Source organism: Streptomyces sp. V4I2 (genome assembly GCF_030817655.1).
Classification (GTDB): Bacteria; Actinomycetota; Actinomycetes; order Streptomycetales; family Streptomycetaceae; genus Streptomyces; species Streptomyces plumbiresistens.
Window position 1 is genome coordinate 1,639,512 of sequence record NZ_JAUSZM010000003.1, and the last position, 23,602, is coordinate 1,663,113.

Consider the following 23,602-nt stretch of genomic DNA (forward strand, 5'->3'; position numbering starts at 1 on the left):
CAGTCCGGGGTGGGAGGGGTGGGAGGGGTGGCGGGCGGTATCGAGCCGGCGTGCGCTCAGGCGCGGCGGTGGCGGCGGGCGAACTGCTTCTCGGGCTCCGCGAAGTAGGTCCAGGGCCAGCTGGTGTAGGCGCCGTCCAGCGTCTGGAAGACGCGCCGGACCGTGTGGCGCTCGCCGGCCAGCGACAGGGCCATGGCGAACATGTTGAAGTCGTGCTGCCAGCCCGGGCGCCACACGTAGCCGGGGTGGAGGATGCTGTGGTCCGCCGCTTCCCTCAACTGCGCCTGGATCTCCGAGGTTTCGAGGTAGTCCCCGCGCTCCGACTCGACCCACTCCTCGATGTACGCCATGGCGATCACGCAGCCGAGGCGGTGCCCCTGCGGGGCGCGGGCCGACGCCTCCTGGGCGAACGCCAGGGCCTGGCCCGGCTCGCCGCCCCAGCGGGGCTGCAGCTGCGACAACCACTCGAGGTGGGTCTCGAGGTCCAGCGGGTCGCGGCGCAGGGCGGCGTCGCGGCGGGTCTCGTTGACGGCGGTGCCCAGCGACATGCCGCGACCGGAGGTGAGGAGGCGGCGCCACGGGGTGACCCAGTCCGGTCGCAACTCGGCGGCCTCGAGCAGCTGTTCTTCGGCGATGTGGAGCCGCTCGTGGAAGATGCGCCACTGCTCCTGCGTGACGTTCACGGCACGCTCGGCGGTGCGCGCCTCCCAGCCCCAGATGATGTGGCGTGCCCCGGATATCAGCAGGGCCGTCGCCCGGTGTTCCTTGTCCTCCTCGACGGCCCGGCCGATCCAGTCCTGCACACCGTCCACGTCGGCAAGTTCACCCAGGATCTGGTGGTCCCGGCCGAGATCGAACGGTGCCAGCGCCGCCTTGACCGCCTCCCAGTCACCCGCGCCGGCCGCCTCCACCAGCGCGAGCACCCGCGCGTCCCCGAGCGCGCGCAGCGTGTACATCCCGTTCTTCTCCCTGCGCGGGACAGGAAGGGCGTACGGATCCGCCGCCGGTCTCTCCGCTCCCCTGCCGAACAGCTTGCCGAACATGCCGCGCCCTCCCCTGGTCCCGCGTGATCGTCCGGTGCAGCATAAACGGCCTCACCGACACCACTTCCACAGGGTTTTCACCGGCACTTCACGGGCCCGGTCCCGCCCTCTCGCCTCGATCCGGCCGCCGTCTCCATCCACGCAATCGGACCTTGCGCGACCGCACTGACCATGCACCAGCACGCGATCGGACCACCGAACGCCCCGATTTCAACCTGAGCAACACTTTTCCTTTTTCGCGCGCTACGGCCTTTCCAGCAGGCCTGCAAGTCGCACAAGCAGAGAATGGACGCATTCGACCGGCGCACAGAGGGGCGCACGCCCTAATACATAAATCGTGCGCCTGCGCGACGTCGGATAATACGCCGATTGCAGTGGCCTGAAGGAAACCTTCCTGCGCCGGCGGAAAGTTGAGGCACTTGCGCGGGACACGGAATCCCTGCACACTCATCAAGGTCGGTGCATTGGTCGACGCGTGGACCAGCGAGGGTGTAGATCGTCAGCACAGTTCCTTCCGTACATTTCGCCGAGAATTACCGGCATTACTGTTGGGGAACTCCCGGAGGGTCACGCGAATGGCTTGGCTCACGCTTGGATACTTTCTTGCCTATATTCCCTACGCCATGCTCGTGAAAGCGGTGTCCAGCGGAGTTTCGCCGCTGGCCGGAGAACCGGTCGACGGCCTGGTGCTTCTGCCGGCGGCCGCCCTGGGTCAGCTCGTCGTGATGCCGCTCTTCCTGGCGGTGAGCGGATGGTGGGGATACGCCGGGCAGCGTGAGATTCCCGGGGTGGGCCGCGTCCGCCTGCCGGGCAGGGAAACGCTGGCGGCGGGAGTCTTCACCGCGCTCATCATCGGCACCACCACGCTGAATTTCACCTTCACCGGTGTCTCTATCCTTCTTGTGCTGCTTCTGATGCGCGGGGGTGTACTGATTCTTTCGCCGCTGGTCGACTCGGCGCGTAAACGGCGGGTTCCCGGTTCGGCATGGGCCGGACTGGCTTTCAGCCTGATGGCGGTTTCGGTGGCTCTCGGCGATGTGAACAGCTACCACCTCACCCTGGCGACGGTATTGAGCGTACTCACCTATCTCCTGGGTTACGTGGGGCGGTTCGAGATTATGAGCCGCGTGGCCAAAACCGGAGTGAAGGAAACCGATCGTCGATATTTCGTGGAGGAGCACGCCGCCGCTCCGGTCTTCCTCGTCGGGATCCTGGCGGCGGCGGCCCTGTGCGGGCAAACGGAGTTACGCACCGGGTTCACCACCTTCCTCGGCACGTCGACGGCCTGGGCGGCCGTCGGTATCGGCATGGCGTACGAGGTGCTGTTCGTCTTCGGCACGCTGATCTACCTCGACCCCCGCGTGTACACCTGGTGTGTCCCGGCCAACCGGTGCGCCAGTCTGCTGTCCGGCCTGGTCGCCTCCTATGCCCTGGCCGGGCTTGCCGGACTGCCGGTGCCGGGGAACGCTCAGCTTCTCGCGCTGGTCTTCATCGTCACCGCCATCGCGTCATTGTCCTACCCCGCGACGGTCTCCTGGTGGCGGGAACGCGGCACCCGCACGCGGCAGGTGCTGTTCGTCTGCGGTGGCAACACCTCCCGCTCGCCCATGGCGGAGGTCATCGCCCGCGCCCATGCCACGCGGGCGGGCGGCAGCGCGCGCGGTGTGCGCTTCACCAGCGCGGGAGTCAACCCCGCACGGCCCGGAGCACCCTTGGTCCCCGCCGCCCGGACCGCTCTCGCCGAGCTCGGTATACAGCGCGTACCCGGCCCGGCACACCCGCTCCGCCACCGGGCACGGCCGGTCACCGCCAGGCTTTGCCGCGACAGCTCCGTCATCTACTGCATGACGCGTTCGCACCGCGACGCCGTGGTCGCCCTGGCACCCGACGCCAAGAGCCGCACCCACTGCCTGGATCCGCACGGTGACGTCCCCAACCCCGAGGGGCAGCCACCAGAGGTCTACCGCCAGTGCGCCGACCGCATCCAGGAGTTGGTCCGCACCCGTCTGCACGAGTTCCTCGGCAGCGGTCCCGGCCCCGACGTCCGCACGGCCGGGCTCAGTTGAGGCGCGAGGGAGTGACGTACCCATGACGGTCCATGACGAGCCCGCGCACGAGGACCTGGCGAAGGAGTCGGTGAAGGACCTCGTGACGTACGACGGCGGCACGGACAGCGACCTGCCCTGTGACGGCCTGTCCCTGATCGCGTCCCGCCACTGCAAGCGCGCCTTCCTCGATCGGCCGGTCCCCCGGGACGTCCTGGCGGAGGTGCTCCTCGCCGCAGGCCAGGCGCCCTCCGGCCGCAACATCCAGCCGTGGCGGATGACGGTGGTGACCGGCGGCCCGCTGGACGCGCTGACCCGCACGCTCTGCGAGGGCTTCGACCGCGGAGAACCTCCACGGCCGGACTGCGCCAACCGGACGCCGACGCTCGACGACACCGCGGCCGAGCGCGCCCGCGCGGCCCTGGCCGGAGTGCTGCGGGCCAAGGGCCACGCCCCCGACGACCCCTCGGCAGCCCGGGCCCACCTCCGCGACAACCTGCGCTTCTACGGTGCGCCGGCCGCCCTGGTCTGCCACCTCCCCGGCGACGCGGTACCCGGGACCTTCCTGGAAGCCGGCCTCTGCCTGCAGAACGTCATGCTCGGCCTGGTCGCCCGGGGACTCGGCAGCTGCCCGCAGTTCAGCGTCGCGGGCTACGCGGACGCGCTGCGCCGGAAGCTGGACATCGACGCCGACCGGCTCATCGTCTGCACCCTGGCCGTCGGGTACCCCGACGAGGCGGCCCCGGTGAACCGGTTCGTCCCGCAGCGGGCTCGCCTTGAGGAGTACGTTCATTGGAGCTGACCGAGGGGAGCGGCGGCCGCCCCGGTACGGTGCGCCGGGCCCGGCTGGTGGCTGTGGCCACCGAACCCGACGACCTCAGCAACGCCCGCCTGCGCTCCCTCGACGGGGTGGCCGACTCCCTGGAGGTACGGGCCGACCTGCTCGGCGACCGCGACCCCGATCCCGCCCAGTTGCGCAAGCACTTCACGGGCACCCTGACGTACTGTCTGCGCACCCGGATGCAGGGCGGCGGCCACCACCTCGCCCCGGCCGAGCGGTTCACGCGGCTGCTGCGCGCGGCGGACCACTACGACGTGGTCGATCTGGAGTGGCCCGACGATCCGGCGCGACCGGAGCTGCTGGCCGCCGTGCCCCCGCGGCGCCGGCGCGTCTCCTGGCACGGGACCCTTCCGGCCGGGCGGGGCACCGACGGCCACGCGGCCCTGAGGGAACAGTTCGCTTCCCTGCGGACCGTACCCGCGGCGCTGTATCTCCTCGATCTCGATGCCCGATCCCCGACCCCGCAGCCACAGCCACAGCACGCGGACGAGTACGGCATCACGGCGGCTCCGTCGCTGCTGGCCGGCCTCGGGCGCGGGGACGTCACCGCGTTCGCGTCCGGACCCGCCGGTACCTGGACCCGCATCCTGGCCCCTTGGCTGGGCGCGCCCGTGGTGTTCGGCCGGGTCTCGGCGCCGGGACCGGACGGCATGCCGAGCGTCGGGCAACTGGTGACCGACTACGGGCTGCCCGAGTTGCCCCGGCTGCGCGGCCTCTTCGGCATCGCGGGCCGCAACTCAGGGCGTTCCCTGTCTCCGCGCCTGCACAACGCCGCGCTGCGTACGTTGGGCCTGCCCGCGCTGTATCTCCCGTTCCAGGCGGAGGCTCTGGCACCGTTCTGGCGGGCCGCCGTCCGCTTCGGGGAGGAGAGCGGACTGCCCGTGCGGGGGCTGACCGTGACCGCCCCCCACAAGGAGACCGCCCTTGCGCTGGCGGACATGGCGAGCCCGACGGCCCTGCAGTGCGGTGCGGCGAACCTCCTGTGGCAGGAGGAGGGGCTCTGGCGGGCCGACACCACGGACACGGTCGGAGCCCTGCAGTCGCTGGCCCGGGCCGGGATCGACCCGGCGGGCCTGCGGGCGGCGGTCGTCGGATGCGGCGGGGCCGGGCGAGCGGTCGCGGTGGCCCTGCTGAGGGCAGGGGCTCAGGTGACCCTCGTCAACCGGTGTGACGCGCGGGGCCGCGACTCCGCACGGCGCATGGGCGTCCCCTTCGTACCGCTGTCCGGGTTCAGCGCGGCCGGCTACGGCGTGCTGGTCCAGGCCACACCGCTGGTGGAGCGGCCGCCCTTTCCCGTCGCGTCGGCCGACCCCGAGGCCACCGTGCTGGAGATGGCGTACCGAGACCCGCCCACCCCACTCATGGAGGCGGCGCGCGCCCGCGGTCTGCTGGGCATCGACGGCTGGGAGGTGTTGCTCGTCGAAGTCCAGGAGCAGTTCCGGCTGCTGACGGGGCATCCGATGCCTCCCGCCGTGCTGCGCGCCCTGTGCGCCGGCCGTGCGCGGGTTCCAGCGGTCGGCCCGCCCGGACAGACCGGCCCCGGCGCCTCCCACGGTCCGGCCGACGGCCTACGACCGGCGCCCGGCGTATGACGGCCGGGACAGCCCCCGCGGAAGACCGCGGGGCGAACCTCTGAGAAGGGAGAGCACCTCGTGACCATCCGCTCGGCGGCCCGTGCGACATCATCGGCCGGGCCGCCCGCACCGGACGTCCCTGACATATCGGCCCTGTTGGGCGACTGGCTCAACACCGACCGCGGAGCGGTGTCCAAGGGCCCACTCCGGCTGACCGTCACCGAGTGCGGAACGGGCTTGACCGTACGGGCCTTCGGCACCACCCCCGCTGACGGCCGCTCCGCGGCGGGTGAGCAACCGCGCGACTGGGGCGAGGTACCGGCGGCCGTCTACACCGCGCCCGGCGTGCCATCCGTGGCCTGGTCGTTCTCCGCCGTCTACGAACTCGGCGGGTTCCGCACGGTTCTGTCCGCCTACTACAAGACCGGCATCCTGGTGACCACCGCTTCCAGCGTGCCCTTCGACGGCGGCGGCCCCGGCCGGTGGACCCGTTCGTTCTTCCACCGGGCGGAGGAGGTCGTATGACGACGGCACCGCACACCGAGCTGGCCGACCTCACCGGCGGGTGGGTCAACTTCGACACCACCACCATCGGCATCCGGCTCGTCGACGCCGTGGCGGACGAGGGCGGGCTCGCGCTGAGTATCGCCGAGGGCGGCCCCGGCGTCCCCGACACCCACACCGCACTCGCGGCCACGCCGCTGGTGGACGCGGGCGGCGACGGCCCGGCCGTGGGCTTCCTCGCCGAGGGGCGGCTCGGCGCCCGGACCGCCGTCCTGTGCGGCTATCTCAACCGCGGCCTGCTGACCATCGACGTTCACACGGCCCACCCCGACGACCAGCGGGTGCCGCCCGTGATGTACCGCGCCCACTACTACCGTCCGGGACTCGCCCAGCCGCCCGAACCACCGGAAGGGGCACCCCTCCCATGACCGCCGACCTGGTGCACGGCCCTCACCATCCACACGGTCCGGTTCTCGGAGACCAGGCCGCCGTCGACCGTGCCCGGAAGCTGGCCGCCGAGACGTTCGCTGCCCGCGCGGACGACTACGACCGCAGGGCCGCTTTCCCGGCCGAGGACTTCGACGACCTCTTCGCGGCCGGGCTGCTGGCCGCCGCCGTACCGCGCGAGTACGGCGGACTGGGCTTCGGCCCGCAGCAGCGCAACACGCTGCCCCTGTGGGAACTGACCACCACGCTCGCTTCGGCCGATCTGTCACTGGCGCGCTGCTGGGAGGGGCACGCCAACTCCCTGGTCCTCATCGACGCCCTGGGAACGCCTGAGCAGAAGCGGCGCTGGTTCGCGGGCGTGGTGGGACGCGGGGAGAAGTGGGTGGCCTGGAGCGGCGAGCCACGAGCCCCCAAGCCCGGGGAGACCAGCCGCTTCGGCACCGCGCTCACCCCGGTCGAGGGCGGCTGGACCGTGCGGGGCACCAAGGCGTTCGCCACCAGCGCCACCGGCGCCCAGTGGGCCATCCTGTTCGTCGACCCCGCCGGACCCGGCGGAGCCCGGCACGCGCAACCCGCCCCGAACGGCCGGGCAGCCACAAACGGCAGGGCCGCGAGGAGCGAACTGCTCATGCTGGCCTGCGATCTGTCGGACCCGACCGTGAGCGTCGACAGCACGTGGTGGGACCCGGTGGGCATGCGCGCGACGGTCAGCCACCTGGTGCGGTTCGACGACACGTTCATCCCCCGGGACCACCTCATCGGCGCACCCGGCAGCTATCTCAGCGGGCAGTGGCAGTCCGCGTTCGTCCCCCACTACGCCTCCAGCTTCCTGGGCGCCGCCCAGGCCGCGTGCGCCTACGGGCTGGCGTACATCAGGAAGCAGGACAAGGGGGCCGACCCGTACGTGCGGCAGCGGGCGGGCAGCATGGCGGTCAACGTGGACACCGCACGCCTGTGGCTGCGCCATGTCGCCGCGCTGTGGGACGAGGGCCGGGTGGACGAGGCCAGGATCGCCGGCAGCAAGGCCCGGCATGTCATCGAGCACCTGGCGGAGGAGACCGTGCACCACTGCATCCGTGCCTGCGGCGCCCGCAGCCTGGTGCGCCCCAGCCCGGTGGAGCGGATCCTGCGCGACCTGACCTTCTACCAGCGCCACGACAACGACGACCACATCCTCGCCACCATCGGCCGCGCCGCGCTCGGCGACGACCACGACCCGTCCTTCCACAAACCCTGAGTCGAGTGAGGAGTGGCTTCGATGCCCGTCCCGAGCCAGCCCGTGGCCTTCCCTTTCGACACCCGTGACCACGCCGAGGTGTTCGAGAGGCTGGCCCGGCTGCGTGAGAACGAACCCGCGACGCGTGTGGTCGTCGCCAGCGGACACGAGGTGTGGCTGGTGACCCGGTACGAGGACGTACTTCAGGTGCTGCGCGATCGGCGTTTCAGCGTCACGGCCCACTCCGGGCCCGACGTGCCCCGGCTGTTCACTACCCCGTTCCCGTCCGGTGTCACCCTCATCCGGGACACCGAGCCGCCGGACCACGCCCGGCTGCGGCGGCTGGTCATGCCGGAGTTCAGGGCGCGGCAGGTCCACCGGTCGCTGGCGGTGATCCAGAAGATCACCGACGGTCTGCTCGACACCCTGGCCGAGGCCGGCCCGCCCGCCGACCTGGTCGCCGGCTTCGCACGCCCCCTGCCCGTGGCGGTGATCTGCGCCTGGCTGGGCGTTCCGGCCGGGGACAGCGACCGGATCCTGGCCTTGGCGGACACGATGAACGGCAAGGGTCCCCTGAAGCGGATCACGGCGGCTCAGCGGGAGATGTGCGAGTACCTGGCCGCCCTGATGGATGCCCGGCGCGCGGCGCCCGGCGACGACCTGTTCAGCGCCCTCGTCACCGCTCACGACCAGCAAGGCGCGCTCTCCGACGCAGAGTTGACCGGCATCGGCGTCAGTCTGCTGTTCGCGGGCCACACCGTCGTCACCGCCGTCCTGGCCTCCGCCCTGCGCACGCTGCTGGACCGGCCCGCCGATCTCGCACGGCTGCGGGACGACCCGGCGTTCGCGGAGAGCGCGGTGGAGGAACTGCTGCGCTTTCACCTGGTGCTGAGGGACGGTCAGATCCGGGTGGCCACCGAGGACGTGGACATCGCCGGCGTCAGCGTCCGCGCCGGGGAGTCCGTCGTCGTCTCGATCAACTCCGCGAACCACGACCCGGAGGTCTTCCCCGACGCCGAGCGCCTCGATCTGAGCCGTGACCCCAATCCGCATGTGGCCTTCGGCCACGGCATCCACCGCTGCCTCGCCTCCCACCTGGCGCGGGCCGAGCTCCGGATCGCCCTCACGTCGCTGCTCGCCCGCTTTCCCACGCTTCGGCCGGCCGCCCCCGAAGCGTCCGCCGGCTGGAAGGGGCACCAGCGCATCCAGGCCATCGCCGCCCTTCCCGTCACCTGGTGAGCACCGTTCCGTCTCCGGCCCACCGTGACGCCTCGCCCCGGCCGGCGTCCTGCATCTCCACGAAGACCGGTCAGTTCGCCTACTTCGACTCCCAACTCGGCCGACCGGACTGGTCCGGGCGCCGGGTGCTGGACTTCGGCGGGAACGTCGGCACGTTCCTGGAGGAGGCGGCGGGACGCGTCCAGCCGTCGCTGTACTGGTGTGTGGACGTGTCGCGGCCCGCGATCGAGGAGGGTCGGCGGCGCAGCCCGCGGGCCCACTGGATCTTCTACGACCGGTACAACCCGCAGTTCAATCCCGGCGGTGTCCCCGGGCTCCGACTGCCCGACCTGGACACGCGTTTCGACTACGTGCTCGCCTACTCCGTCTTCACCCACACGCCGGACGACGAGACCGTGGAACTGGTGCACGCGCTGCGGTCGCTTCTGACCGAGGACGGGGTGCTCGCCTTCACCTTCATCGCCCCGGACTGGGCGCCGCGGGGTGAGGGACAGGAGTCCAACGTGCGATGGCGGCTGCGCAGCCGCTCCTTGGGGAACGCGCCGGATCCGCTGCCGGTTCCGGCGCGCCTGGACGCCGTTGTCGAGCAGGCGCGCGAGGCGCGCTGGTGCGCGGTCGCGGACCACACCCTGCTGTTCGACGCCGGCGCCCCGGTCGGTTCGTGCGGGCGGTACGACGTGCTGTGGAGCCCCGACCACGCGAGATCGCTCTTCCCGGCAGCCGAGGTACGCCCGCCGGTCGCGCCGGAGCGGCAGCACTGCTGTGTCATCGGCCCGCAGGACTGACGGGCCCGGCAGGCCTGCGCACAGCCCACCCGCCCTTGGGGAGGCGGGTGGGCTGAAGGGGGTGACGCGCGCGGTGGGGCATCAGCGCAGTGCGGTGTCGGTGTGCCAGATCGCCTCGCCGTGGTGGTAGATCACCACGTTCCCGTCCATCTGGACGACGAGCTTGGCCTCGGGTTTGCCCGCGGTGCCGGAGGTCCAGAGCTTCTTGTCGATCTGGTTGCCCTCCTTCACCGTGCAGACGAACAGCTCCCCGTCGGCGAACCTCGCCTGCGTCTTCGCACCGGCCGGATTGGCGGTGTTCGCGGCCCAGAGGATCCTCTCGTTGCTGTTGTCGATGACCACGAGGTTGCCGTCCGGCCGGAGAAACAGCCGCACGGTGCCCGAGTCGACGGTGTCGCGCTCGGTGTTGTCGAAGCTGTTGACCGTGAAGATCGTCAAACCCGAGACGACCATGTTGGTGTTCATCCGGCCCTCGGCCAGCTGGTCGATCACCGAGACCGACGGCGCGAAGGCGTACACCGCCCCCTCGGTCCGTACGAACTGCGCGAAGTTCAGCGCGACCGGCTCACCGCCCTGGGGGCGCTCCCAGCGGACCACGGTCTCCTCGCCCGCCACGGGGTCGGAGCCGGTGGGGAACGGGCCCGGCTCCACGTGCTCGTGGTGGGTGTCGGGGTTGGGCTTGGGGAAGGTCTCGTCGTTCATCCAGTCCCGCTGGATGAACTCGAACTGCCGGAAGAGATCGGCCTGATAGCAGACGAACACCAGGCCGCGCGGCGCGTCCGGACCGTTGAGCGCCGAGGCGGACGGGTCGAACGGCAGGCCGTACGGGATGCCGCGGCGCATGATCCGGCGGTGGCTGAACTTCGTGTCCGGGTGGAACTCCCCCTCTTTGTCCCTGGCGGGGAAGCCGTCGCGGGGGTTGGTCTTGCGCAGGTGGGACCAGAGCGGGGTGGTCGTCCCCTTCGGGTCGTCCCGGAACGAGATCAGGTTGTCGTTCGACGACTCGGCGTTGTACGACATGTCCGCGTGCGGACACTTCGCCACCGGGGTGCCGGAGCGCCAGCGTCCGACGAGCCGGGCCGCCAGCCATTCGGTCGTCGCCTCCGGGGGCGCGGCCTTCGCCTCCTTCAGCACCTTCAGCTGCGCGGCCACGCCGGCCCACCAGCCGGGGACGTCCTGGGCCAGTCGGCGTACCACCTGGAACGAGCCGTGCTGCGCCCACTCCGGGTAGGGCAGGGGGTGCGGGCGCTCCCGCTCCAGCCCGACGACGAACTCGCCGGGCTTGACGAGGATGGTGCCGGGATGGCCCTTCTCGTAGACCGGGTTCTCGGGATCGGGCTCGTCGAGGTGCTTGATCGCCGGCTCGCTGACGCCGTCCTTGAAGCCGAAGTGCTCCCTGCCCCGGCGGGGGCCCTCCAGGGTGGCGCCCTCCTGCTCGTAGACCGTGACGATCTTGGCGCGGGCGAGATCCTGCCGGACGTCTCCGAGGGTGGCCCGCAGTGCGTGCGGCTGGTCGGCCGCGAGGGTGAGCACCGCGTGGACCCGTCCGTCGCCGAAGTTGCCGAAGAGCCAGTTCTGCGGGGCGTTCTGACCCGCGTCGCCGAGTGCCGGCGCCCGCTTGGCCGGGCCTTCGAAGAAGGCTTTGAGCGGGCCGTCGGTGCTGTTGCTGTCGACGCCGGGCAGCGGGCTGTGGCCGGCGAGGAACGTCAGCCCTTCGAAGGTGAGGCTGATGCCGTACCACAGCGCGTTCAGGTTCTTCGGGTCGTCTCCGCCCGAATACGACCGGGCCCGGGAGAATTCTTTGTTGAATGTCGCCACTTGTTTGGTCGTGGCGATGAGCGGCCGCAACTGTTTCAACCACGTGCGCGCCAGTTGCTGGTCCTCGAACCGCAGGAAAAGCAGCTGCATGTGGTCTTTCTTGAACCCGGCGAGCACGTCTCCCTGAGTCTCGGCGTCCTCGCGCAGGAAAAGGTTGTGGGGGTCGGTCGTTGGTGTGGCCATGCGTGCGGTTCCTCCGGAGAATGCGGCGGAATGGTGTCGGCTCCTGGTACCCCGTCGTAATTGACGATAGAGACGCGCCTGATGGGGCCCCATAAAAAGCCGCAGCGTTCACCCGGATGGCGGAGCGCACGTCCTTAGCGAACCCGTCTACCTGCCTCGATGCCCCGATTCACTACCAGTTGCGCCTACGTGACGCACCGCTGCGCAAGGAGTGAGTGACAGCTCGCATGTGTTTTCGGATGTTACAACGGATCGATTGATGGAAAGGTTGGGAATAGCCCTTCCGGCGCATTCGCCGCGGCCCTCGTTCACCTTTTTTTCTCCCCTTTCTGCTGCCTGTTTTTCCTTCACCGCTTTCCCCCTCCCTCATGTCCTCGGACGGCTAGGAGAGCCATGTCCCCACAAAAGATTTCCGCGGCCTTTTTGGCGTGCGCACTCGTATCCGCGGTGACCGCCACGACGGTCTTCACCGCGCCTTCCGCGTATGCGCACGACGGGGCCCATCACAGCGAAGTCGCCGACGCGGACGACTCCGAAAAGGCCCATGTGACCGACCGGCAGATCAAGAAGGAGATGAGAGACGACGAGGCCGCCGTCCTGGGCGAGGCGCACGCCAAGGAGCACGCCGGCCTCCGGGCCACGGCCAAGGCCCTGGCCGAGTACCCGCAGTCGACCCGCACGGCGAGGCTCAAGGAGCTGACGAAGACCCAGGCGGAGACCAACAAGCAGTACGCGCCCGAGAAGTTCGGCCGGTTCGCGGAGTACTTCCCCTCACCGGACTACGGCGACCACATCGCCATGCTGCCCACCGGCAAGGTGCTGCTCTTCTCCTTCGAGCCGGTCGAGGACAACCCGCAGAAGGAGACCGCCCCCACCGACGTCATCGGCAAGGAGAACGCCGGCCGCGCGTATCTGTGGGACCCGGCCAAGGGCACGGGACGCGACGCCTTCAAGAGCGTTCCTCCGCCCACAGTGGTGATGCCCGACGGCAAGAACGAGGCGCGTCCGGCACCGTTCTTCTGCTCAGGCCACGCGTTCCTGCCCAACGGCATGCTCGGGGTGTTCGGCGGCAACCTCGGCGGCAACGGGGGCAGCGGAGCCAAGCTGTCGCTCGTCTTCGACCCCTGGACCGAGACCTGGCACCGCAACGCGGACATGTCGGTCGGCCGGTGGTATCCCGACGTCGTGGAAGGGCCCGACGGCCGGCTGCTCATCATGTCGGGCCAGTCGGAGCTCGGCTGGGGTACGCCCACCTCCATCGTCGAGCGCTTCCCCGCCAAGTCGCACCCGGTGCCGTGGCAGAAGGGCGACGTGCCCGCGAACGTACCGGTCGACACGTTCCGTGCAAAGGCGCCGTTCACCAAGGACTATCCGCACCTGTTCACGCTGCGCGACGGCAAGGTCTACGGCCTCGGCCGGATGCTCGACGAGCAGTACGTCTTCGACCTGAACACGGAGTCACGCGCGAAGCTGCCGGACCGGCCCAACATTCCCTGCAAGGACACGAGGGACGGCAACGGCGAGGGCTGCAACCCCGAGCGCATCTACGGCTCCGCGGTGCCGCTGCCCAACGGTTCCCAGGGCCCGGACTCGGTCCTGGTCCTCGGCGGCAACCGGGACGACGCGAACACCTACGAGCTGACCAAGGGGAAGACCTGGAACCAACGCGAGGCCCGAGCCTTCGGCCGGGCGAACGACAGCACTCTGATGCTGCCGGACGGCAAGCTGTTCACGGTCAACGGCTCCTTCCACATCCGCAACTACGGCAACGGCCTGTACAACCCGAACGCCCTGCCGAAGTACCGCCACACCGAGGCGCGCGACGAGAACGGCAGCTGGACGCTCGGCCCGGTACAGCGGCTGCCGCGCGGCTACCACTCCAACGCGGTCCTCATGCCCGACGGACGGATCCTGGTCACCGGGGACGAGGCCCAGCAGATCGCCAACGACCCGGACATCAAGGACGACATGCACGGCAGCATCGAGATGTTCGAGCCGTGGTACCTGCACGTCGGCAACCGGCCCCAGCTGAACAGGGCCCCGGCCGGTGCGCTGAACTACGACTCCGCCTTCACGGTGCAGACCTCCACGCCGGGACGGGTCACCGACGCCGTCCTGGTGGCGCCGACGACCGCCACGCACTCGACGAACCCCAGCCAGCGCCACCTGAAGCTGAAGATCAACAGCCGTGACGGCAACACGCTGAGCCTGCAGACCCCGGAAACGGCGGCCGACGCCCCGCCCGGGTGGCACATGCTGTTCCTGCTGGACGAGCGGGGCGTGCCGAGCGTCGCGAAGTGGGTGAAGCTGGAGCCGGCCCAGGGGGGCGCTTCCGGGGGCGCTTCCCCGTCGGGCCGCGATTAACGGCTACTCACCTCGTCGAGGGGCGGCTGACCAGGGAAGATGTCCGTCAGTCGCCCTTCGCGGCGCGTGGCTGAGCGGCGGGGTCGTCCGCCGGACCGAGGGCGCAGGGCGTTCCGAGGCAGATCAGCTCAGCCGCACCCGCCGCATGAGCGCCTCCGCAAGTGCGTAATACTCTTCCTATGAAGTCAGGCATTACGCCCTGGGGCGGGCCGACCACGGTACGGCGGGCCGTGGCGCGGGACGCCAAGCGGCTCACGCGGCTCGTGCGGGGCTCACGCGCCTACGAAGGGCAGTACGCGGCCATGGTCGCGGACTACCGGGTGGGTCCCGACTACATCGAGACCCACCGCGTCTTCGTGGCCGTCGCCGCCGACGAGTACGAAAACCGTGTCCTCGGGTTCTACTCACTCGTCCTCGCCCCGCCGGAGCTCGACCTGCTGTTCGTCGCCGACGGAGCACAGGGACGCGGCATCGGGCGGCTGCTCGTCGCGCACATGAAGTCCGAGGCCCGCACCGCCGGGCTCGACCGGGTCCGGGTGGTGTCGCACCCTCCCGCCGAGGGCTTCTACCGCAGCGTGGGCGCGGTGCACACCGGGACCGCGCCCGCGAACCCACCCGCTGTGGCGTGGGACCGGCCCGAGCTGGAGCTCCATATTCCGCGGGTGCCGACCTGTCCGAGTCCGGGCGAGCCCGGCTGAAGGTGGTGCGGCCCCACTGAGGGGTGATGGTGAACGACGTACCGCACTCCGCCATACGACGGGTCAGTCGCGTCATTCGAGCTTGCAGCGCACGCCGGCTGAGCGGATGCCGCGCGTCGCCGAGCAGCAGGCACAGGTCGTGGCAGCACCAAGGGTGCCTCACGGCCTGGATGAGCTCCAGAAGAATCCTCTGGGAGCCGTGCTTCACGTTCGGTCTGAGCTGCGGAAATTCATGGGTGCCGTCCGTGGCATGAAGCGGGGAAAGCTCTGCCAGCCAGCGACGCTCGGCGGCTATGCCTGGGTCGGCCGACGGTGAATCCATCGGCTCGTCAAGGGTCTGAGGGATGAGCATGACCGGAACCCGACGTAGTGCAGACAGTGCATGCCCCCTCAAAGCATCGGGGTATCGCTGAGCCGCGTACAGGTGCTGCGGTGTTCATAAAGTGCTCAACCAGTGGTCATGATCACCGCGAAGGCGGCTGCCGGGCGGAGACGTCAGCTCTCGGGTGACTGCTCGAGCATCGCGCGGGTCAGGACGTTGCCGCCGATGCCCCAGCCGCCGTCGGTGACCTCCTCGACGAGGACCATGGTGTTGGCGCGGGCCCGTTCGCCGTATATCTCGACGTAGAGCTCGGTGGTGCGGGTGACGATCTTCTCCTTCTGCTTCTCGTCGAGGGTGCCGGCAGGGACCTTGAAGTTGGCGAACGGCATGGCGTTTCTCTTTTCTCGGATGGGGTGGGTGCGGAGCACGGACGGCAAAGGCGCCGCGGTCGGTCAGATGATGCCGCCGTTGGCGCGGATGACCTGGCCGTTGACCCAGTGGCCTGCCGGGGAGGCGAGGAAGGCGACGACCTCGGCGATGTCGGCGGGGGTGCCGAGGCGTTCCAGCGGGGGCTGGGCGGCCAGGCGGGCGATGGTCTCCTCGTCCTTGCCCTCGAGGAACAGGTCGGTGGCGGTGGGGCCGGGGGCCACGGCGTTGACGGTGACGTCCCGGCCGCGCAGCTCTCGGGCGAGAATCATCGTGAGCGCCTCGATGGCACTCTTACTGGCGCTGTAGGCGCCGTAACCGGGAAACGCCAGGCCGACCACGGACGTGGAGAACGTGACCATCGCCCCGCCGCTGCGGATCCTCCGGGCGGTCTGCTGGGCGACGACGAAGCTCCCGCGGATGTTGGTGCGGTGGACCGCGTCCAGCTCCGCCAGGTCCAGGTCGGCGACCGGGGACAGGTACAGTCGGCCGGCCGCGTGGACGACCACGTCGACGCCGCCGAACTCGGACTCGGCGGTGTCGAACAGCGCGGCCACCTGCTGCTCGTCGGCGACGTCGGCCTGGACGGCGACCGCCCGGCCGCCGTCGGCGGTGACCTCCTTGACGCTGGCCTCGGCCAGATCACGGTTGCCCGCGTAGCCGACCACGACGGCGAATCCGTCGGCGGCCAGCCGGGTCACCGTCTCGCGGCCGATACCGCGGGAGCCTCCGGTGACGACGGCGACGCGGGGCCGGTCCGCAGGCTGGTCGAGCGCGGTGCGACTGGTCGCCGCTTCTTGGATGGACATAGGAGACTCCTGCGAGAGATGCCGGATGCGGGATGCACCGGCGGGTGGGTCGTGGTGGGGGGCGTCGGTGTCGGCACCGGCAGCTCCCTGCTTGCGTCTCCAGCGTGGGCCGGTGCTGCCGCGCCAGCCAGGGCTGTCTCCACCCAGGGGTTGCCACCCCCTGGCTCGGGACGCCGGTGCGCGTGACGATAGGGAGCGTGAACCACTCCGAACTCGCCGCGTTCCTGAAGTCCCGGCGCGCCCGAATCCGCCCCTCCGACGTCGGCCTGCCCACGGGGCCACGGCGCCGGGTGCCGGGACTGCGACGCGAGGAGGTCTCCCAACTGGCAGGCCTGTCCGCCGACTACTACACCGAGTTGGAACGGGGCCGCGGCGCCCAGCCCTCGGCTCAGGTGCTGGCCGCTCTGGCCCGGGCGCTGCGACTGAACGGCGACGAACGCGACCACCTGTTCCACCTCGCCGACCGGATGGTTCCCCCGGCTGCGCACGGCCCGACCGCGCATGTCCAGCCGGCCCTGCTCGGCCTGCTGGACCAGCTCACCACCACGCCCGCCCAGGTCATCACCGACCTGCACGAAACCCTGGTGCAGAACCACCTGGCCGTCGCCCTCGTCGGCCGGCCTCCGGCGCTGCGCGGCCCCGAAGCAAGCTTCGTCCACCGCTGGTTCACCGATCCTGACGCCCGTGCCCTCTACCCGGCCGAGGACCACCCCCACCATTCGCGGGTCTTCGTCGCCGATCTCCAGGCGGTCGCCGCACGACGCGGCGGCGACACCGGAGTGCACGAGATGGTGGCCGCGCTGCGACGGCGCAGTGCAGAGTTCGCCGCCCTGTGGGACACCCACGACGTCGGCCTCCGACGGACCGACCACAAACGCATCGTGCACGCCACACTCGGCGTCATCGAGCTGGACTGCCACAGCCTGTTCAGCGAGGACGGACGTCAGCGTCTGCTGTGGTTCAGCGCCCCGCCGGGCAGCGAAGGCGCGGCCCAGCTACAGCTTCTCTCCGTCATCGGCACCCAGGACATGACTCCCGGCGCGAACGAACTCGGACGTCCGCAGGCCTGAGCCCGACCAGCCTAGGAGTATCGCGGCCACCTTGCACTGCTGCGTCGGACGTGCAGCGGGGCTACCGTCGAGGGCATGGACAGCGACAACCTTCTGGGGCAGTTCCTGCGAGCCCGACGCGGCCTCGTGCGGCCCGAGGAACAGGGCGTGCCCGTGGTCGGCCACCGCCGTGTGGCGGGCCTGCGCCGGGAGGAAGTGGCCATGCTGTCCGGGCTGAGCACCGACTACTACGTGCGCCTGGAACAGGGGCGCGAGAGGAACCCGTCGGTGCAGGTGGTCGACGCGCTGGCCCGCACGCTGATGCTGGACGACGAAGCGGTCGCCCACCTGCATCGGCTGGCCCGGCCCGTGCCGGGACGCTCCCGCAAGAGCACCCGGCGCCGGCAGGTCAGCCCCTCTCTGCTGCAGATGATGAACGGCTGGACCGACACACCTGCCGTGATCCTGGGGCGCTGTATGGACGTACTGGCCCACAACCCCCTGGGCGGCGCCCTGTTCGCCGGCCACACCTACAGCGGGGACCTGATGCGGCTCGTCTTCCTCGACCCCGACGCCCGGGACTTCTACCCGGACTGGGACCGGGTCGCCGCCAACACGGTCGGCGGCCTGCGCGAGGCGGCGGGAACCGACTACGACGACCCGCAGTTGATCGAGCTGGTGGGCGAACTGTCGCTCAGGAGCGAAGCGTTCCGTACGTTGTGGGCGCGTCATGACATCCGCCAGAAGAGGCACGAGACGAAACGCTTCCGGCATCCGGTGGTCGGCGAACTCACCCTGAACTACGAGTCGTTGACCATCAACAGCGCGCCGGGTCAGCAGCTGGTCGTCTACCAGGCCGAGCCCGCCAGCCCTTCCGCCCACGCACTGTCGCTGCTCGGCAGCCTCACGGCGACACAGACGGCGCGGGCTGCGGATTCCGTGCAGCAGGACATCGCCACGGACTGACCGACTTCACTCCGGCCGCCATTCTTTGCCGGGGCTGGCGAGCGGTGGTCACCGCCCGCGACCCGCGGTCGGTGGCGGACATCGTCGCCCGCCACGAGGACCGAGCGCTGGGCCTCGCCCTCGATGTCACCGACGCCCGACAGATCGACCGGGCCGTCGCGGCCGCGCAGGAGACCCTCGCCCACATCGACGTACTCGTCAACAACGCGGGCTACGGCTACCTCGCCGCTCTCGAGGAGGGCGAGGACAAGGAGATCCGCGCCCTGTTCGACACGAACGTCTTCGGTCTCGTGGATGTCACGCGCGGCGTTCTGCCGGGCATGCGCGTCCGTCGCCGCGGCCACGTCGTCAACGTCTCCTCTCTCGGCGGCCTGGCCGCCTTCGGCGCCACGGGTTACTACCACGCCACCAAGGTCGCCGTCGAAGGACTCTCCGAATCGCTCGCGGCCGAGGTGTCACCGCTGGGCATCAACGTGACGATCGTCGAGCCCGGAGCCTTCCGCACCAACTGGTCCGGCCCGTCCATGCGCCGGTCGGCCACGCGGATCGACGACTACGCGGACACCGCCGGCGCCCGCCGCAAGAGCACCCTGGACACCTACGGGCACCAGCCCGGCGACCCGGACCGCGCCGCCGTGGCCATCATCGAAGCGGTGCAGTCCGAAATCCCGCCGCTGCGCCTGCTGTTGGGCAAGGTCGCCCTTGACGTCGCACTGGCCCGGCTCGACACCCTCCTGGTCGCACGCAACCACGGCACGCTGCGGACCATGCAGGACACACTGGAGAAGGAAGACATCACCACGCGCAGCACGGCCACGGACATCACGCGCCCGCGGGCCGCGGCCACGGCACTGACCGAGTTGGCGGAACACCTCGGCCCGATCGACGCGTCCTGCTCTACAGCCCGCTGCCGTCGCTGGACTGGATCAAGCCGGTCAACCACACCACCTCCGAGGACGTCCGACTGTCACTGGGCCTGAGCCTCCTCGGCGCCATCGACGCGGTTCAGGCCGTGCTGCCCGCCATGCGGGAGCGTGGCCGGGGAACCCTGCTGTTCACCACGGGCGGTGCCGCCGTCGCCCCCAGCGCCGCGCGTGCCAGTTCCGCCGTCTCCTACTGCGCGGAGGTGGCGTACGCCCGTCTGCTGCACGAGAAGTTGGAACCCGAAGGCATACGGGTGGCCCACACCGCGATCGTCGGCGCACTGGGCCCCGGGCTGCAGCACGAACATCGGTCTGGGCGCACACCTCCAGCGCCGTGCGATGGTCCTGGCTCGGGGGATCGCCCACGAGTTGCGGCAGCAGTGTCGCGATCACGTCCAGGCCGGGTGCCCAGTCGGCCGCCCGAGGTGTCCCTTCCGCGTCCTGTCGGCCGGCGACCGCCACCGCCAGGGACAGGGACAGGGACAGGGCCAGCGGATTGCCGCCGGTGAAGGACAACAGCGCGTGGTGTGCCTCGGCTGGGACACCCCGTGCCCGCAGGAACGTCGTGGCGTCGTCCTGGGCCAGGTTCCGCAGCGGCACCACGCGCAGCAGGTCGGCCCACCCCGGGTCCGCGACCCAGCGCAGGTCGGGGGCCGTACGTCCGGCGACCACCGCGACCGCGCCCAGCGGGAGCCGCGGCAGGAAGTGCTCCCACAACCAGTTTCCAGACCCTGGCAGTGCTCGAAGGTGTCGACCAGGAGCACCGATCCCGGCTCACCGGTCGCCTTGCCCGCGGCCTGCTCGAAGTCCTCCGGCGTCGCGGGAACCGTACGGCCGTCCACCTCGACGACCAGCCGTCCGGCCTCCCGCGCATCGAGAGCGAACCGCCTCAGCAACGTGGAATTGCCGATCCCACCGGGGCCATGCAGCTAGAACACGGGCGAAGAACCGGGGTCTTCGTCGAGTGCGGAACGGAACAGGGCCCGCTCCGCCGCCTGCCCGACGAAAGCCCGGTCCCGCGCGGCGACCACAAGGTCACCTAAAGAGCGGCCGTCCCCCATGTTCGTGAGCCCCTCTTGACCGAACCCGACCTCGTACATGGCCGAACAGCCCACGGCGCACCTCTCGTTGCCATCGAAGGGTTGAAAGGCGCGTCGCTGTGCGGCAGTTCACGCCGTCGGCGGGGAACCAACCGGCCCGCAGGGCCGCCGACGGCCGCGACGCTACGGCCGCTGCCGCGCAGGCCGGATGACCATCTCGTTGACGTCGACATCGGCGGGCTGGTCGATCGCGTAGGAGATCGCGCGAGCAATGGCATCGGGCGGGATGGCAGCCGAGCGGTAGGCCTTCATCGCCGCCGCGGCTCCCGGTTCGGTGATGGTGTCGGCCAGTTCGGACTCCACGACGCCAGGTGAGACGGTCGTGACCCGGATGAACGGCTCCGCCTCCTGCCGCAGGCCTTCCGTGATCGCCCAGGCCGCGTACTTCGTGGCGCAGTACACAGCGGCCGTGGGGACCACGGAGTAGGCACCGATCGACGCGATGGTGATGAAGTGCCCGCTGCTCTGGCGCTGGAAGTGCGGCATGGCCGCGGCGATGCCGTGCAGCAGTCCCTTGACGTTGACATCGATCATCTGGTCCCACTCGTCCACCAGCAGTGAGTCGAGGCGCGACAGCGGCATGACGCCGGCGTTGTTGACGATCACGTCGATGCGCCCTTGAGCCGTCACCGTTTCGTCGACGAACCTGGCCACGTCGGCCCGGTCGGTGACGTCGAGACGGCGTACGTCGATGCTGCCGCCCTCCGCCCGGACGCTCTTGGCCAGGTCGGCCAGCCGATCCTCTCGACGCGCACCGGCGACGACGTGGTGGCCTTCCGCGGCGAGCCGCCTGGCGATGCCTTCGCCGATGCCGCTCGTGGCACCCGTGACGAGTACGACCTTCCGGTTGCCCTGCTCTTGTGTCTGCGACGTTGTCCGTGTCACCGCGTCCTCCTTGCTCGGTCGGGGCACCAGCCCCGCCAACGGTTCGTTCACCTGCGAACTTGCCGTTCTTTGGAGGACGGGAGAAGGCCGGGATCTTCCTAGGAGTGCCGCACCCACCAGCTGGCGCCGGCTCAGGGGGTCAAGTCCGTGGCGATCCACTCGGTGACCGAGCCGTGGCGGGGCTTCCAGCCGAGAATGTCGAGAATGTCGCGGGCTCGTGTGGCGCGGACGCGACTGTTGGAGGCCAGGGCCCCGCCGGTGAAAGCGGGCCCCCAGAAGGCGCCGGCGGCCTCGATGTTCCAGGGCTCGGGGCCGTCGAGGCCGAGTGCCTCGGCGATCGCGGCAGCCAGCCCCACGAGTGATTCCTCCCCGTTCTCGGCGAAGTAGAAGGTGCCGGCAGTCGACCCTTCGAGGGCGAGGAGGTAGAGGTCGGCGAGATCCTCCACATGGACGGTCGACCAGATGTTCCGGCCGGCGCCGACATGGCGAACGACGCCGCTGTGCCGGGCCTGTGCGACCAGGGCGGCAATATGCACCTCGTTGCGGGCGGGGCCGAGCCCGCGACCGTAGATCATGGCCGGGCACAGGACCGAGGGCCGGATCCCGGCCCCGGCCGAATCCAGGACCAGGCGGTCGATGGCGGCCCTGGCTGCTCGGACCGGGTGCTTGGGCTGCCAGGTGGAGCCGGGGTCGTGGATGTCGTCACCGTACGGCTGTTCGTTCCGCTCTCCTCCGGCGCGTCTCCGACGACGCCCGAGCCGCTGGTGTGGACGAACGGCTTGCCGGAGCCCGCCAGGCCGACCCTGAGCGCCTCCACGGCGGCACGGTGGTCGCTGTGCGCGGCATTGATCACGCCGTCGGCCCGGCGGGCATGCTCGGTGAGCAGGTCGCTGTCGTCCAGTGAGCCGACGACGGGTTCGACGCCCGACGCCGCGAGTGCGCCGGCGAGAGATCTCCTGAGCTCGGCCTACTGGGCGTTCACGCCGTCAGAGTGCGCTGACCGCCACCGGACCGGGAAAAAGGCTTGCGCTTTCGGCAAGTTCCGGACAGGTCGAGGAGAGGGCGCACGAACGGGCCTGTGCCCCCATCCGTGTGTCAGACGGCGACGAGCTCCATACCGAAGTAACCGCCACCCACGGGGTACGTCTGCGAGCGGCGCCATCCCGAGGCCGCGAAGAGCGCGTCGAACTCGTCCAGATCGCGTTCCATGCCGTTGGTCATGGTGAGCATGGCCATGTCCGCCCGGGTGGTGAAGTCGGGCTTGCCGATCTCGCCGATGACCATCTCCACGACCAGTGCGCGTCCCCCCTCGTTCGCGGCCGACCGGCAATTCCGCAGGATCGTCGTGCACTGGGTGTCGTCCCAGTCGTGCAGGATCGTCTTCAGCAGGTAGAGGTCCGCGGGAGGAACCGCCGCGAAGAAGTCGCCCGCCACCGCGGAGAAGCGGTCGGACAGACCACGCTTCCCGGCGGCGCCGCTTGCGCCCTCGACGACGTGAGGCAGGTCGAGCACCTGCCCCCTCAGCTCTGGGTCGGCCTCCATCAGCGCCAGGACGAAATCACCGTTCGCACCGCCGACATCGACAACGGTCGACACACCGGCGGTCGAGACCGCGCCGACGGCGCCCTGTGTCACCAGGCCGGACAGGTCTCCCATCGCCTGAGCGAACAGCGCGGCCTCGTCGGCGTTCTCCGGTCGCGCGAAGTACTCGAAAATGTCCGCTCCCAGCGCCTTCTCGGTCTGCGCGGCCCCTTGCCGCACCGCCTCGGGGAAGTGGGCCCAGGACTGCCAGTGCGAGGGTCCCGTCTGGGTCAGTACCAGCGAGCGCAGGGAGCCGGGAACTCCTGAACGCAACAGCCGGCCTCGCCCGGTGAGAGCAAAACGATGATCTCCCTCGTGGCTCAACAGGCCCACCGACGAGGCCGCGCGCATCAGCCGGTACGTTGCCGACGGATGACTCCCCTCGGTCTCGGCCACCTCTTCGGCCGTCATGGCGCCGTCGGCCAGATGATCCGCTATCTGCAGCGCGACCAAGGCCCGCAGGGTCTGGGCGACGACGAGGCCACTCAGCAGGTCGAGAACAGCGGCAGCATCCGCTGCGGGATCGCTCGGCACGACGTCAGTGCCACGCGTCATGTCAGTCATGACAGCTGGAAACCTCTCAGGAGTCAGAACGGAGTCGGAATGGAGTCGGAATGGGGCGGAGATCATTGCCCCCGTGCTCTGCGGCACAGGCCCCACCGCTCACCCTAGGAAGATCACTACGGCGCACGCTTGTACCTCAGCGTCACCCTGACAGAACGTCAGCGTCGGGGCAGATGCGACATGGTGAAGGACGAGGCCGCGAAACTCCGTCGGCCATGGG

Annotated in this window: 23 protein-coding genes; 16 read left to right on the top strand and 7 right to left on the bottom strand. The window is 70.2% G+C overall.

Features of this window, described 5'->3' with window-relative positions; all coding sequences use genetic code 11:
- Positions 1-56: 56 nt before the first annotated feature.
- The gene (locus tag QFZ76_RS08380; RefSeq protein WP_307673117.1) at positions 57-1,043 is read right to left on the bottom strand and encodes a hypothetical protein; all 987 of its coding nucleotides are present in this window, start codon (positions 1,041-1,043) and stop codon (positions 57-59) included.
- A gap of 464 nt (positions 1,044-1,507) precedes the next feature.
- On the opposite strand from QFZ76_RS08380, the gene QFZ76_RS08385 reads away from it, so the two are divergent.
- From QFZ76_RS08385 to QFZ76_RS08420, 8 genes are read left to right on the top strand one after another with little or no spacing between them, the layout of a single operon-like run.
- Positions 1,508-3,109 (top strand): hypothetical protein, encoded by a 1,602-nt coding sequence (locus tag QFZ76_RS08385; protein ID WP_307673118.1) that lies wholly within the window; start codon positions 1,508-1,510, stop codon positions 3,107-3,109.
- A 22-nt stretch (positions 3,110-3,131) separates the two neighbouring features.
- Positions 3,132-3,890 (top strand): nitroreductase, encoded by a 759-nt coding sequence (locus QFZ76_RS08390; protein ID WP_307673119.1) that lies wholly within the window; start codon positions 3,132-3,134, stop codon positions 3,888-3,890.
- Positions 3,881-5,521, top strand: a complete 1,641-nt coding sequence (locus QFZ76_RS08395) for a type I 3-dehydroquinate dehydratase (RefSeq protein WP_307673120.1) — start codon at positions 3,881-3,883, stop codon at positions 5,519-5,521. Before QFZ76_RS08390 ends, QFZ76_RS08395 begins: the two co-directional genes overlap by 10 nt.
- A 60-nt stretch (positions 5,522-5,581) precedes the next feature.
- Positions 5,582-6,028, top strand: a complete 447-nt coding sequence (locus QFZ76_RS08400; protein ID WP_307673121.1) for a hypothetical protein — start codon at positions 5,582-5,584, stop codon at positions 6,026-6,028.
- Positions 6,025-6,435, top strand: a complete 411-nt coding sequence (locus tag QFZ76_RS08405) for a hypothetical protein (protein WP_307673122.1) — start codon at positions 6,025-6,027, stop codon at positions 6,433-6,435. The genes QFZ76_RS08400 and QFZ76_RS08405 overlap by 4 nt, the downstream gene beginning before the upstream one ends.
- The gene (locus tag QFZ76_RS08410; protein WP_307673123.1) at positions 6,432-7,691 is read left to right on the top strand and encodes an acyl-CoA dehydrogenase family protein; all 1,260 of its coding nucleotides are present in this window, start codon (positions 6,432-6,434) and stop codon (positions 7,689-7,691) included. The genes QFZ76_RS08405 and QFZ76_RS08410 overlap by 4 nt, the downstream gene beginning before the upstream one ends.
- 21 nt (positions 7,692-7,712) lie before the next feature.
- Positions 7,713-8,909, top strand: a complete 1,197-nt coding sequence (locus QFZ76_RS08415; RefSeq protein WP_307673124.1) for a cytochrome P450 — start codon at positions 7,713-7,715, stop codon at positions 8,907-8,909.
- Positions 8,906-9,694: a bifunctional 2-polyprenyl-6-hydroxyphenol methylase/3-demethylubiquinol 3-O-methyltransferase UbiG gene (locus QFZ76_RS08420; protein ID WP_307673125.1), complete on the top strand. Its 789-nt coding sequence runs from the start codon at positions 8,906-8,908 to the stop codon at positions 9,692-9,694. Before QFZ76_RS08415 ends, QFZ76_RS08420 begins: the two co-directional genes overlap by 4 nt.
- 81 nt (positions 9,695-9,775) lie before the next feature.
- Here QFZ76_RS08420 and QFZ76_RS08425 read toward each other — a convergent pair whose 3' ends face one another.
- Positions 9,776-11,695, bottom strand: coding sequence for a Dyp-type peroxidase (locus QFZ76_RS08425; protein ID WP_307673126.1), 1,920 nt, complete (start codon positions 11,693-11,695; stop codon positions 9,776-9,778).
- Positions 11,696-12,142: 447 nt separating this feature from the next.
- Between QFZ76_RS08425 and QFZ76_RS08430 the strand changes: the two genes are divergently transcribed.
- Complete coding sequence (locus tag QFZ76_RS08430; protein ID WP_307673127.1) at positions 12,143-14,059, top strand: galactose oxidase early set domain-containing protein; 1,917 nt, start codon at positions 12,143-12,145, stop codon at positions 14,057-14,059.
- 179 nt (positions 14,060-14,238) lie between these two features.
- Positions 14,239-14,757, top strand: coding sequence for a GNAT family N-acetyltransferase (locus QFZ76_RS08435; RefSeq protein ID WP_307673128.1), 519 nt, complete (start codon positions 14,239-14,241; stop codon positions 14,755-14,757).
- Between the two features lie 495 nt (positions 14,758-15,252).
- Here the strand turns inward: QFZ76_RS08435 and QFZ76_RS08440 are convergent, their stop codons facing one another.
- Both QFZ76_RS08440 and QFZ76_RS08445 read right to left on the bottom strand, forming a co-directional pair.
- Positions 15,253-15,468 (bottom strand): 4-oxalocrotonate tautomerase family protein, encoded by a 216-nt coding sequence (locus QFZ76_RS08440; protein ID WP_266443895.1) that lies wholly within the window; start codon positions 15,466-15,468, stop codon positions 15,253-15,255.
- A 63-nt stretch (positions 15,469-15,531) separates the two neighbouring features.
- Positions 15,532-16,314, bottom strand: a complete 783-nt coding sequence (locus QFZ76_RS08445) for an SDR family oxidoreductase (protein WP_307673129.1) — start codon at positions 16,312-16,314, stop codon at positions 15,532-15,534.
- A gap of 197 nt (positions 16,315-16,511) precedes the next feature.
- Between QFZ76_RS08445 and QFZ76_RS08450 the strand changes: the two genes are divergently transcribed.
- From QFZ76_RS08450 to QFZ76_RS08470, 5 genes are all read left to right on the top strand, one after another.
- Entirely contained in the window at positions 16,512-17,384 is an 873-nt protein-coding gene (locus QFZ76_RS08450; RefSeq protein WP_307673130.1) for a helix-turn-helix transcriptional regulator, read from the top strand.
- A gap of 75 nt (positions 17,385-17,459) precedes the next feature.
- Positions 17,460-18,329 (top strand): helix-turn-helix transcriptional regulator, encoded by an 870-nt coding sequence (locus tag QFZ76_RS08455; protein WP_307673131.1) that lies wholly within the window; start codon positions 17,460-17,462, stop codon positions 18,327-18,329.
- Between the two features lie 44 nt (positions 18,330-18,373).
- Positions 18,374-19,309, top strand: a complete 936-nt coding sequence (locus QFZ76_RS08460) for an oxidoreductase (RefSeq protein ID WP_373464274.1) — start codon at positions 18,374-18,376, stop codon at positions 19,307-19,309.
- Positions 19,306-19,761, top strand: a complete 456-nt coding sequence (locus tag QFZ76_RS51675) for a hypothetical protein (protein ID WP_373464506.1) — start codon at positions 19,306-19,308, stop codon at positions 19,759-19,761. The genes QFZ76_RS08460 and QFZ76_RS51675 overlap by 4 nt, the downstream gene beginning before the upstream one ends.
- 228 nt (positions 19,762-19,989) lie before the next feature.
- Positions 19,990-20,295, top strand: a complete 306-nt coding sequence (locus QFZ76_RS08470; RefSeq protein ID WP_307673133.1) for a hypothetical protein — start codon at positions 19,990-19,992, stop codon at positions 20,293-20,295.
- Between the two features lie 180 nt (positions 20,296-20,475).
- On the opposite strand, the gene QFZ76_RS08475 is transcribed toward QFZ76_RS08470, so the two are convergent.
- Both QFZ76_RS08475 and QFZ76_RS08480 read right to left on the bottom strand, forming a co-directional pair.
- On the bottom strand, positions 20,476-21,237 hold the full coding sequence (locus tag QFZ76_RS08475) for an SDR family oxidoreductase (RefSeq protein WP_307673134.1): 762 nt from the start codon (positions 21,235-21,237) through the stop codon (positions 20,476-20,478).
- Between the two features lie 131 nt (positions 21,238-21,368).
- Entirely contained in the window at positions 21,369-21,935 is a 567-nt protein-coding gene (locus tag QFZ76_RS08480) for an NAD-dependent epimerase/dehydratase family protein (protein ID WP_373464507.1), read from the bottom strand.
- A 68-nt stretch (positions 21,936-22,003) separates the two neighbouring features.
- Here QFZ76_RS08480 and QFZ76_RS08485 point away from each other — a divergent pair, with 68 nt between their 5' ends.
- Positions 22,004-22,141: a hypothetical protein gene (locus QFZ76_RS08485; RefSeq protein ID WP_307673135.1), complete on the top strand. Its 138-nt coding sequence runs from the start codon at positions 22,004-22,006 to the stop codon at positions 22,139-22,141.
- Positions 22,142-22,332: 191 nt separating this feature from the next.
- On the opposite strand, the gene QFZ76_RS08490 is transcribed toward QFZ76_RS08485, so the two are convergent.
- A complete protein-coding gene (locus QFZ76_RS08490) occupies positions 22,333-23,373 on the bottom strand; it encodes a methyltransferase (RefSeq protein WP_307673136.1) in 1,041 nt (346 codons plus the stop codon).
- Positions 23,374-23,602: the final 229 nt, after the last annotated feature.